The following is a 10,573-nucleotide window of genomic DNA, read 5'->3' as shown; positions in this document are numbered from 1 at the left end:
GCTCGAGCAGCTGGCCGACGCGGTCGAGGTCCGCCGCAACACCCGCCGCGCCGGACTGCACGAGCGCTCCGCCTGAAGCGCGGCGAGCAAAGCTTCGGATGCTTGCGCGTTTTCACCTCTCCCCAGCGGGGAGAGGTGAAAAGCCTCAGCAGCCGCGACAAATGCTCTTGATCTTGCGATCGAGCTCGGCGTCTTCCTTGTTCGCGGGGCTATTCGGATTGCTCAGATTCTTCTCGCTCGGCACGTCGGCCGCGCGGGGCTGGCGGTGACCGACCGGTGCCGGCAACACCGAGCCAGAGGACGCTCCGCCGGATGTCGACCCCTTGGAGCCGCCGGTCTGTGCTACCGCCGCGCCGCCAAGCAAGACCACGAGCGATGCTGCCACCATGATCTTCTTCATGTCCGCTTCTCCATTCTCAAGCCGGCGCGCGCCCCATCACCGCTCAGGTCTCGGGCGGATACAGATGAACGTCGCCGCAATAGTCCACGATACGATAGCGCGTTTCGGCTCCCACTTCACCCGCATCGGGTGCGGTATTTTGCGGCGCCAGTACGTAGCTCGGCCCCACCGGCGATTTGCCGGCGCCGCCGGGAATGTCGATGACATAGTCCGGCTGACACAGTCCTGACACCCGCCCGCGCAACTGCCGCATCAAGTCCTGCCCCTCCGCCAGCGTCGTCCGCAGATGCGCTGTGCCCGGCGCGAGATCGCCGTGATGCAGATAGTAGGGTTTGATCCGGCATTCGACGAAAGCTCGCATCAAATCCGACAGAGCGGCGATGTTGTCATTGACCCCGCGCAAAAGCACGGACTGGCTCACCAGCGGAATTCCGGAATCCACAAGCCGCGCGCAGGCGGCGCGCGCCGCTCCCGTCAATTCGCGCGCATGGTTCGCATGCACGGCCACCCAGGTGGTGGCACCCTCGACCTTGAGCGCCGCGACCATCTCCTTGCTGATCCGCGCGGGATCGGCCACCGGCACTCTTGTGTGAAGGCGGATGATCTTGACGTGATCGATCGCCGCGAGTTCGGCCATGATCTCGCCCATCCGCCGCGGCGACAGCATCAGGGGATCGCCGCCGGTCAGGATCACTTCCCAGATCTCGTGATGCGAACGGATGTAATCGATCGCCGCGCGATAGGCGCTGTCAGACAGCGCATTCTCCTTGCCCGGCCCCACCATCTCGCGGCGGAAGCAGAAGCGGCAATAGACAGCGCAGACTTGAACGAGCTTGAACAGGACGCGGTCGGGATAGCGGTGCACGATCCCGGGAACCGGCGAATGCGGGTGATCGCCGATCGGATCGGCATTTTCGCCCGGTTGCATCTCCAATTCGCTTGCACTCGGAACGAATTGCCGCGCGATGGGATCAACCGGATCGGACGTATCGATCAGCTCGACCAGCGCCGGCGTGATGGCCACCGCGTAGCGCGCGGCAACGCGTTCGAGCGCCGGGAGCGCTGCTGCAGGCGCCAGACCTTCGGCGACGAGCTCGGCCGGCTCGCGCAGAGTGCGTGCAAGGTTCGTCTTCGTCATGTCTCACTTGGCGTTTCATTTGCAGGCGGTGTCCATACCACCTGATCAATTCGCGATGCACCGCTCGCCAGCATCACCAGCCGGTCGAAGCCGAGTGCAACACCGCTCGCCTCCGGCATTGCGGCAACTGCGGCCAGAAAGTCCTCATCCAGCGGATAGGCTTCGCCGTAGCGGCGCTGCTTCTCCGTCATCGATTCCGTGAAGCGTTTGCGCTGCTCCTCGGCATCGGTCAGTTCTCCAAAGCCGTTGGCGAGCTCGACCCCGCACGCATAGACCTCGAAGCGCTCGGCAACCCTGCGATCGTCAGCCTTCACCCGTGCCAGCGCCGCCTCTGGAGATGGGTATTCGAACAAAATGGTCAAACGCCCCTGCCCCAGATGCGGCTCGACATGCTCGACCAGAACCTTGCTGAAGATGTCCGACCAGGTGTCGTCCTCGGCCACACGGATCTTGCTGGCCGCCGCCTGGGCGAGCGCGGCACGGTTACCCTCGTTGCCCGAGATTGTCGACAGCAGGTCGATGCCGGCGAACCGTTCGAAGGCGCCCGCGACCGTCAGCAGTTCCGGCTCAGCGAAGGGATCGGCGGTCCGGCCACGGAAGGAGAAGGTCCCGATGCCGGTCGCCTGCGCCGCACGGGCGATCACGACGACGCAATCGGCTATGATGGCGTCATAGGGGGCGCCTGCCCGATACCATTCCAGCATGGTGAATTCGGGCAGATGCAGGTCGCCGCGCTCGCGGTCTCGAAACACCCGGGCGAGCTCGAAAATCCGCGTCTCACCCGCAGCCAGCAGCTTCTTGCAGGCGAATTCCGGGGAGGTCCGGAGGTAACGGCTGGCACGGCTGCCGTCCGGCCGCATGATCTCGGTCCTGGGGGCGTGCAGATGGGTCTCATTGCCCGGGGAGACCTGGAGGACGGAGGTTTCGACCTCCACGAACCCCTGCTCGGCGAAAAAGGCCCGTAGAGACCCGGTAATGGCCCCCCGGGCCTGGAGAAACGGCCGACGGTCGAGATGCCGCCCGGGCGACCAGAACGGTGAGATGGGCTTGTCCCCAGCCATTACCTGCCCCGCCCAGGCCCGAGCAAAACGCTGGCATCTAACGGCAAAATCAGTATGTTGCGGCCCGAAACGGGCGCCGAGGTCCGATTTGAGGCCCCAAGTCCCCCATCGATTTGACCACGTCCTGGCCGGTGCCGGGCCAAGCAAGCAGGAAATATAGCTTTGAGAGTCATCGCCAGTTCTATTCGCAAAGGCAACGTGATCGAGCAAGACGGCAAGCTCTATGTCGTCGTCAGCGCCGAAAACATCCACCCCGGCAAGGGCACCCCGGTCAGCCAGATCGAAATGCGCCGAATCTCGGACGGGGTAAAGATCTCCGAACGCTACAAGACCACCGATCAGGTCGAAAAGGCCACCATCGAAGAGCGCAACTACACCTTCCTGTATGAAGATGGCGACGGCTTCCACTTCATGAACCCGGAGACCTACGACCAGGTCCAGGTCTCCAAGGACGTCGTCGGCGACGCGGCCTCGTATCTTCAACCGGACATGACCGTCAAGCTGTCGACCCACGACGTCAACGTGGTCTCGCTCGCGCTGCCCCAGCGCGTCACGCTGGAAGTGGTCGAAACCGAGCCGGTCACCAAGGGCCAGACCGCCTCGTCCTCCTACAAGCCGGCGGTGCTGTCCAACGGCGTGCGCACCACCGTGCCGCCGCACATCGCGGTCGGCACCCGCATCGTGGTCATGACCGAGGACGGTTCCTACTCAGAGCGAGCCAAGGACTAGCAGAGAGCGGGGCAGTCGGAACAGGTGCCGCCGGGGGGCGAGACAGTGGTTGGGAAGGGGTTCCGCTTCGTCTCGCTGCTTCTGGCGTCGCTTTCGTTCCTCATTGCCGCACCGCTCGCCGCGGACGAATTCCGCAGCCCCTCGCTCACGGCCCTGCGCGTCGACTGGCGCGCAGCGCTCGACCAGCTCCGCGCCGAGATCAACAGCCGCCCCCGGGTCGCCGACGATTTCATCTTCGCACCTCGCCGTTCGGTGCCACGCCACGATCCGCGCGCGACGCCCGCACTGGTGCAGCTCAACGCGGTCTCGTCGCGATTCTTCACCGGCATCACCCGCAGTCCCGTGCCAGTGCTGCTGCCGTTCGACGCCGCCGCTTACCTCGAGGCGCAGCGCAACGGCGCGCCGGCGACGCTCGCGCTGTCGCGCTACCAGGCGGATTTCAATCCCGTCGACCTGTTCGATGCCGGCCCCGCCGGCTACAGCGCGACCTTCTCGCTCGAGCCCGGCGCTGGTGACGGCATGCCGGGCCGGGTGTTCACGAGGCCGGTCGAGGTGCAGATCACGGGATCGGCGCTGGTCTACGACATCGCCGATCCCGCCGGCGGCAAGGGCGAGCCTGTCAAGCCGCTCGCGACGACCTATCCGGATCTGCGCAGGTTCATCCGGGAAGGCTATGTACGCTACGCATTCAGCCGTTTCGGCGCCGCCTACGTCGTGTCGATCCAGTGCCTCGACAGCGTCGCCAAGCCGCGGCGGCTCGCCTGCAAGGAAGCCTATCCCGTTGCCGAGCGCTTCCTGAAGGCCCTGCGTGTCGCCGGCGGCCAGCGCATGCGGCCATTGACGGACATTGCCTCCAACATCCTCGATCGTCCGGCGGAGCGTTCACCGGACTTCAGCTATCGGCCGAGCGGCGACATCATCCCGAACACCGGCTACCGCAAGCAGGGCGGCCATCCTGACGTGATGGCCTATGCGCAGATCCGATTCCCGCTCGAGAAGGCGCCTGCGTTCGTGCGCTCGCAGTCCTACGGCAAGCGCGACAGGAGCGAAGGTCCAACCGCCTATCCCTGGCGCGACAATTTCTGCGAGTCGCGCAGTTTCGAGGTGTGGCAATGCGGCGGAGGCTACGGACATCAGGGCGAGGACATCCGCGCCGCCGACTGCCCCGCGCCCGGCGAAGGCCGCGAGCCCTGCGATCCCAAGCAGCGCGGCGTCGTCGCCGTGCGTGACGCGATCGTGATCCGCGGAGCCAAGGACCAGGCCGCGACGCTTCAAGTCAACAGCCGCACCGAGCACATCCGCTTCCGCTACATGCACATGAATCCGCAGGCGCTGAACGCCGACGGCGTGGTCAATGGCCGCATTGTCACCGAGGGCGAGAAGATCGGTGTCATCTCGAACTATCTCGACCATCCCGCCGGGACCTCGATGCACCTGCATTTCGACGTGCAGGTGTTCACACGCGACGGCTGGATCTGGGTCAGCCCCTACGTCACCCTGGTCTCCGCCTATGAACGCCTCATCCGTGCCCGCGGACGCGAGGTCGGCCCGGAGATCGCTGTCACGGCGCAGCCCGTGGCACACGCGCTGCCGGACGACGTTCTCAAGCCGGACCTGCGCGAGGGATCGAGCGGCGAGGACAATTGACGGCTTGCCCGCTCCAAGGCTGGTCGATGCAAGAGCTGATGTCGCGCACACCGCAGGCTCGAACAAGCAAGGGACACGGTTGATGAGCCTCGGACTGATCGGTCTTCTCGACGATGTCGCGGCGATTGCAAAGGTGGCGGCAGCCTCGCTCGACGATGTGGCGAGCCAGGCTGCCAAGGCAGGCACAAAGGCGGCTGGCGTGGTCATCGATGATGCGGCCGTCACGCCGAATTACGTCATCGGTTTTGCCTCGAAACGCGAATTGCCGATCGTCGGTAAGATTGCGATCGGATCGCTGCGCAATAAATTGCTGATCCTGCTCCCCATTGCCCTGCTGCTTGGATATTTCCTTCCCGCCGCGGTCACGCCGCTGCTCATGCTGGGCGGAGCCTTTCTTTGCTACGAGGGTGCCGAGAAAGTGCTCGAAGCCGTGATGCCGCATCATGCGCACCACCACGAAGCTCAGCTCCATCCAATTGCGTTGAATGCCCGGTCGGTCGAAGACGAGAAGGTCGCGAGCGCCATCAAGACCGATTTCATCCTGTCGGCGGAGATCATGGCGATCACGCTGGCGGCTATCCCGGCGGGCAGCATCTGGACGCAGGCACTGGTGCTGGCGCTGGTTGGCATCTTTATCACTGTCGGAGTCTACGGCGTGGTGGCCCTGATCGTGAAAGCGGACGATGTTGGGATGGCCCTCGCGCGCTATGACAGCGCCTCGATCATTGGCGGCCCGATCCGCTTGCTCGGACGCACACTCGTCCGCGGTATGCCCGTCTTCCTCGCGGTGCTGAGCACAATCGGAACCGCCGCCATGATCTGGGTCGGCGGCGGCATCATCCTGCATGGCATCGAAAAATACGGCCCACCCGTGGTTGGCCGCACGGTCCATGCCGCAACCGAGGCCGCCGCCCATGCCCTTCCATCCGTTGCCGGCATCATCGAATGGTCGGTCGAGGCGGCCATCTCAGGCTTGCTCGGACTGCTTGTCGGCGCGCTTGCGATTCCGGCCGTCCAATACGGTCTCTCTCCGGCATGGCAACGGTTGAGGCGATCGTCGCCGGCCTGAAGGCAACCGGCCGTGTCCCCCGGACTGCGCTTGGCTCCATCCGGGCTACCGATTATTCAAGCAGCGTCGTGAGCTGCGCGCCCTCATCCGCCACGAACACCGCGATCAACTCTGCCGGCTCGGTCGCACTGGCATTGGCGGAGACCAGATGCGTCGAGCCCGGCGGCTCGAAGAAGGACTGGCCGACGCCAAACGTCTCGACCGGACCGCCGCCGAGCTGGGACCGGATCTCGCCCTTGGTGATGTAGGCGGTGACGGATCCAGAGTGACGATGCGGACGCGAAAATCCGCCCGGGCCGTAGAACACACGCACGATGGTGACGCGCTTGCCCGGCACGTTTGGCAATGCGTAGGAGCCGATCGGCTCGACCTTGTCGAGCGGCGAACTCTCGGCCGCCGTGGCGCAGAGCGGCGCCAGTGCACCTGACACACTGTCGATCGTCACCGGCAGCACCTTGCCGATCGCAAGCGCGCAGGCGAGCCCTGCGACGACAGCGAATGTCGTCGAACGTGACACCGGACGCTGCACGGCAGAATAACCCATTGCTGTCATCGCGACCTCCTCTCGTGCTGATCAGGATGCCGCAGCATTCGCGGCGACCGGCCGCGCTGCCGGCGTCCAGCGAAACGCAGCACCAAAACGGTTCCAGACGTTGATCGAGGTGACCGCTGAGGTTAGGTACATCAACTCGGTCTCTGAAAACTCGCGGCCAGCTTCGGCGTAGACCTCGTCGCTGACGCCGTCGGGCAGCAAGGTCAGCGCCTCCGCCCAGGCCAGCGCCGCGCGCTCGCGCGCGGAAAAGACCGGCGCCTCGCGCCAGACCGCGACCAGATGGAGCTTGTCGGCGGGAACGCCGATCCGTTCCGACAGCAGGACGTGGTGCTGCACGCAGAAGGCGCAGCCGTTGATCTGCGAGGCGCGCAGCTTGACGAGCTCGATGAGATGCTTGTCGAGGCCGGCCTTGGTTGCAAGCTGACCGAGCGCCAGAACCAAATCATAGACGTCGGGCGCGATCTTCTTGAAATCCTCGTATTCGCTGCGGGCATGAGACATTGCGATTCACCTCGTCTTATTGTACGAATGCTTACATCTTATAAGAGCTCTTATATGTCACGCAAGTCCGCAGCCGCCACAAGAGCCAAAACCGCGTACAAGGCGCCCGCACCTGCCGACGACGTCGCCGTGCGCGTACCCGCGCCGGGAGAAGGCAAGCGCGGCGTGCAAGGCTATCTCGGCTATCTCCTGCGCCAGGCCCATGCAGCGGTCCGCCTGACGATGGAACGAACGCTCGCCGATCTCGGCGTGACGTCGCCGCAATTCGCGGTGCTTACGATGCTGAACGCCTATCCGGGCCTGTCCGGCGCCGACGTCGCCCGCCTCACCTTCCTGACGCCCCAGACCGTCGGCGTCATCATCCGCAACCTCGAACGCGACGGCGCGATTCTGATGACGCCGCATCCCGTCCACGGCCGCATCCAGCAATGGACGCTGACGCCGCGCGGTGCCACGCTGCTGAAGGCCTGCAGGGAGCGTGTGGTCGCACTGGAGAAGAGGCTGGCGAAAGGCTTGGACAGCAAGAACGAAACTGCCATCCGGCGGTGGCTAGCTGGGATCGCAGCTGATTTGAAGGAGGACTAGGCGGGCTTCCGCCCCTCGTGCCCAAAGAGGATGCTACCCGCCCTTCAGTGCATCCTTAACCGCGCCGTCGGGCCAGCTCTCGCCCGCCGCGATCACCCGCACGCGGCTGAGGTCCGTGTCATTCACCAGCACATGCGAACTCACCCGGTCGCCGCTCGGCTCCAGGTGCAGATCGGTTTCGGGCTTCCAGCTCAATGTGGTCGCAAGATCGCCTGGAAATATCTGCCATTGCGATCCGTCGTCCAGCTCGACGACATGGCTTTCCGCATGTGCGTATATCTTCATTCCACCCCGAATCTCGATGAGCAGCAGAATGGGCCCCGGCGCTCCGGCCGGGGCCTGCTGCATCAGTCGTTGTCGTGATGAATCACGGTCTTTTCGCGATTGCCGAATTCATCTTCCTTCTTGATCACCGTGGTGCGGTCGGCGGGCTCGCGCTCCTTGATGATGGTGGTACGGTCGCGATCGCGGTCTCGCTCGCGATATTCATGGGACTGACCTACCGTCACGCCCGCGCCGACCGGGCCGACATGAACGCCGACCTCGTCCGCGAACGCGGGCGCTGCGATGGCGGTGACCATGGCGGCGGCAAACAGATATTTCCTCATCTTGTCCTCCTCAGTGGTGCGGGGGGAATGCGGGACTGCGACAGTTTGTTCCGACGGAATGCCTGATCCGGTCACGCAGAACCTAGCCGCCCAGTTGTTCCAGGAACCGGCGCACACAGGCCATGTTTCAGGCTAGAATGTGCCCATGAAACACGCTGATTCCTCGCTCCATCCGACGCGCCGCGCCCTGCTTCAATCCACGCTCGGTGCAGCCGCTGTGCTCGCACTTCCGACACGCGTCCTCGCCGCACCTCCCGGCTTCGACGAATGGCGCGAAGCCTTTCGCGCACGTGCGATGGCGAAGGGCATTTCTGCCGCGACCTGGCAGCGCGCGATGGCGCGGGTCGAGCCGGACATGAGCGTGTTCAAGCAGATGCGCAGCCAGCCGGAATTCCACGAACAGGTCTGGCAATACATCAACCGCCGCGTTTCCGACTGGCGCATCATCAACGGCAAGATCGCCCTGAAGAACAACGAGGCACTGCTCGCGCGCATCGAGCGCGATTTCGGCGTCGAGCGCGGCACGCTGCTGGCGCTGTGGGGCGTCGAGTCCGCCTATGGCGATCCCCTGGTGCAGCAGAACCACATGACGCCGGTGTTTCCCTCGCTCGCCGCGCTCGCCTGGAACGAGCCGCGCCGCAAGGCCTATTGGGAGACCGAGCTGATCAACGCGCTGCGCATCGTCGACAAGGGCTGGAGCACGCCGGAGCAGATGCAGGGATCCTGGGCCGGGGCCATGGGGCACTCGCAATGGATGCCGGAAGTCTGGCTCAATGTCGGCATCGACTATGACGGCGACGGCAAGGTCTCGCCGTTCGGCAAGCCCGACGACGCACTGGGCTCGACCGCAAAATATCTCGTCAATCGCGGCAAATGGCATCGCGGCGAGCATTGGGGCTATGAGGTGCGCGCGGCCGCCAATATGAGCGGCAGCCGTACCTATGCGGCATGGCAGGCGGCCGGCGTAAGCCGCGCCGACGGCCAGCCGTTCCCGCAACCGAATGCATCCGCTCAGATGTGGACGCCGGTCGCGGGCGGACCGACGTTTCTGCTGGGACCGAACTTCTACTCGGTGAAGAGTTACAATCCGTCGATGAACTATGCGCTGGCGATCTGCCATCTCGGCGACCGCTGCCTCGGGGCGCCGCCTTTCATTCAACCCTTCCCCGGCTCGGAGCGCGCACTGACGCTCGCCGAGGTGCAGGAGATGCAGACGCGGCTGACCAAGGCCGGCTTCGACACCGGCGGCACCGACGGCCGCGTCGGCAACGACACCATGAAGGCGATCAAGGATTTCCAGCAGCGCGCGGGGATCACGCCGGCGGACGGCTATGGCGGGCTCAAGGTGCTGGCCAAGCTGCGGCAGGGGTCGTAGGCGACCTCAGTGCCGGTACTGCGGCTCCTCCGCATCGAGCTGTCGCCGGATCGCGGCGAGATGCAATCGCGCGGATTCGGAATCGCCCTCGCGCATCTGTCTGTAGGTCTCAGCCGCAATCGCGGGATCGAAGGGCAGCACTTTTCGCCCCGTCGACATCGCCAGCACCTGCACCTCGGCGGCGCGTTCGAGATAGTAGAGATCGTCCCATGCTTCCGCGATGGTCGGCGCCAGCACCATCACGCCGTGATGCTTCATGAAGACGATGTCGGCGTCGCCAACGGCTGATGCGATGCGCGCACCCTCGCGGTTGTCGAGCGCAAGGCCGTTATAGTCGCGGTCGACCGCGGTGCGGCCGTAGAATTTCAGCGCAGTCTGTCCGGCCCAGATCAGCGGATCGCCCTCGGTCATCGACAGCGCCGTCGCATAGGGCATGTGGGTGTGGAAGGCGACCTTGGCGCGCGGCAGGCGCTTGTGCATCTCGGCGTGGATATAGAACGCGGTCGCCTCGGGCACGCCCTCGCCGTCGAGCACGTTGCCGTGGAAGTCGCAGATCAGCAGCTTTGACGCGGTCAGCTCGCGGAAGGCGTAACCGTAGGGGTTGACCAGGAACAGATCGTCATGGCCCGGCACGACAGCCGAGAAGTGATTGCAGATGCCTTCTTCGAAGCCATTGCGCGCCGCCATGCGGAAGCAGGCGGCAAGGTCCTCGCGCGCAGTGCGGATCGCATCGGTCTCAAGGTCCGGCCGGTTCGAGCGGAATGGCGCTGATGCGGGTGAGGAAGCGTGAAGGCTGTGCGCCATGCGAAGGACACCTCTGTTGGTCGAGAGCTGCCCGCGTTGTACAGGGGCTGCGCCTGCGCGTCAGCCCCTGCGCGTGCCGCCCTGCCCTGCGCGGCTCACGCCC

13 protein-coding genes are annotated in these 10,573 nt (G+C 64.9%); 5 read left to right on the top strand and 8 right to left on the bottom strand.

Annotated elements, in window-relative coordinates; all coding sequences use genetic code 11:
- Window positions 1-145: 145 nt before the first annotated feature.
- The 3 genes from MOV74_RS20110 to epmA are packed head-to-tail and all read right to left on the bottom strand — an operon-like array spanning window position 146 to window position 2,599.
- Complete coding sequence (locus MOV74_RS20110; protein ID WP_246925949.1) at window positions 146-400, bottom strand: hypothetical protein; 255 nt, start codon at window positions 398-400, stop codon at window positions 146-148.
- A 43-nt stretch (window positions 401-443) separates the two neighbouring features.
- Window positions 444-1,538 carry a lysine-2,3-aminomutase-like protein gene (locus MOV74_RS20105; RefSeq protein WP_246925947.1) on the bottom strand — a complete coding sequence of 365 codons (1,095 nt, stop codon included), beginning with the start codon at window positions 1,536-1,538 and terminating at the stop codon, window positions 444-446.
- Window positions 1,535-2,599 (bottom strand): EF-P lysine aminoacylase EpmA, encoded by a 1,065-nt coding sequence (gene epmA / locus MOV74_RS20100; RefSeq protein WP_246925950.1) that lies wholly within the window; start codon window positions 2,597-2,599, stop codon window positions 1,535-1,537. The genes MOV74_RS20105 and epmA overlap by 4 nt, the downstream gene beginning before the upstream one ends.
- A gap of 162 nt (window positions 2,600-2,761) precedes the next feature.
- Between epmA and efp the strand changes: the two genes are divergently transcribed.
- The 3 genes from efp (at window position 2,762) to MOV74_RS20085 (ending at window position 6,044) form a co-directional block, all read left to right on the top strand.
- Entirely contained in the window at window positions 2,762-3,328 is a 567-nt protein-coding gene (efp, locus tag MOV74_RS20095; protein ID WP_018323088.1) for an elongation factor P, read from the top strand.
- A gap of 24 nt (window positions 3,329-3,352) precedes the next feature.
- Window positions 3,353-4,975 (top strand): M23 family peptidase, encoded by a 1,623-nt coding sequence (locus MOV74_RS20090; protein WP_246925946.1) that lies wholly within the window; start codon window positions 3,353-3,355, stop codon window positions 4,973-4,975.
- An 82-nt stretch (window positions 4,976-5,057) separates the two neighbouring features.
- Window positions 5,058-6,044 carry a DUF808 domain-containing protein gene (locus MOV74_RS20085; RefSeq protein WP_246925945.1) on the top strand — a complete coding sequence of 329 codons (987 nt, stop codon included), beginning with the start codon at window positions 5,058-5,060 and terminating at the stop codon, window positions 6,042-6,044.
- Window positions 6,045-6,096: 52 nt separating this feature from the next.
- Here the strand turns inward: MOV74_RS20085 and MOV74_RS20080 are convergent, their stop codons facing one another.
- Window positions 6,097-6,597, bottom strand: coding sequence for a cupin domain-containing protein (locus MOV74_RS20080; RefSeq protein WP_246925944.1), 501 nt, complete (start codon window positions 6,595-6,597; stop codon window positions 6,097-6,099).
- 21 nt (window positions 6,598-6,618) lie between these two features.
- Window positions 6,619-7,098 (bottom strand): carboxymuconolactone decarboxylase family protein, encoded by a 480-nt coding sequence (locus MOV74_RS20075; RefSeq protein WP_246925943.1) that lies wholly within the window; start codon window positions 7,096-7,098, stop codon window positions 6,619-6,621.
- 54 nt (window positions 7,099-7,152) lie between these two features.
- Between MOV74_RS20075 and MOV74_RS20070 the strand changes: the two genes are divergently transcribed.
- Complete coding sequence (locus MOV74_RS20070; protein ID WP_246925939.1) at window positions 7,153-7,683, top strand: MarR family winged helix-turn-helix transcriptional regulator; 531 nt, start codon at window positions 7,153-7,155, stop codon at window positions 7,681-7,683.
- A 33-nt stretch (window positions 7,684-7,716) separates the two neighbouring features.
- On the opposite strand, the gene MOV74_RS20065 is transcribed toward MOV74_RS20070, so the two are convergent.
- Together MOV74_RS20065 and MOV74_RS20060 are read right to left on the bottom strand one after the other, a co-directional pair.
- Window positions 7,717-7,968 carry a hypothetical protein gene (locus tag MOV74_RS20065; RefSeq protein ID WP_309486817.1) on the bottom strand — a complete coding sequence of 84 codons (252 nt, stop codon included), beginning with the start codon at window positions 7,966-7,968 and terminating at the stop codon, window positions 7,717-7,719.
- Window positions 7,969-8,030: 62 nt separating this feature from the next.
- Window positions 8,031-8,291 carry a hypothetical protein gene (locus tag MOV74_RS20060; protein WP_246925935.1) on the bottom strand — a complete coding sequence of 87 codons (261 nt, stop codon included), beginning with the start codon at window positions 8,289-8,291 and terminating at the stop codon, window positions 8,031-8,033.
- 145 nt (window positions 8,292-8,436) lie between these two features.
- Here MOV74_RS20060 and MOV74_RS20055 point away from each other — a divergent pair, with 145 nt between their 5' ends.
- Window positions 8,437-9,666 (top strand): lytic murein transglycosylase, encoded by a 1,230-nt coding sequence (locus tag MOV74_RS20055; protein ID WP_246925934.1) that lies wholly within the window; start codon window positions 8,437-8,439, stop codon window positions 9,664-9,666.
- 6 nt (window positions 9,667-9,672) lie between these two features.
- On the opposite strand, the gene MOV74_RS20050 is transcribed toward MOV74_RS20055, so the two are convergent.
- The gene (locus tag MOV74_RS20050) at window positions 9,673-10,470 is read right to left on the bottom strand and encodes an aldolase (RefSeq protein WP_246925932.1); all 798 of its coding nucleotides are present in this window, start codon (window positions 10,468-10,470) and stop codon (window positions 9,673-9,675) included.
- Window positions 10,471-10,573 lie beyond the last annotated feature (103 nt).

The sequence above is a fragment of the Bradyrhizobium sp. SHOUNA76 genome, assembly GCF_023006445.1.
Lineage (GTDB): Bacteria > Pseudomonadota > Alphaproteobacteria > Rhizobiales > Xanthobacteraceae > Bradyrhizobium.
This window is presented reverse-complemented; position numbering and strand designations above follow the sequence as displayed.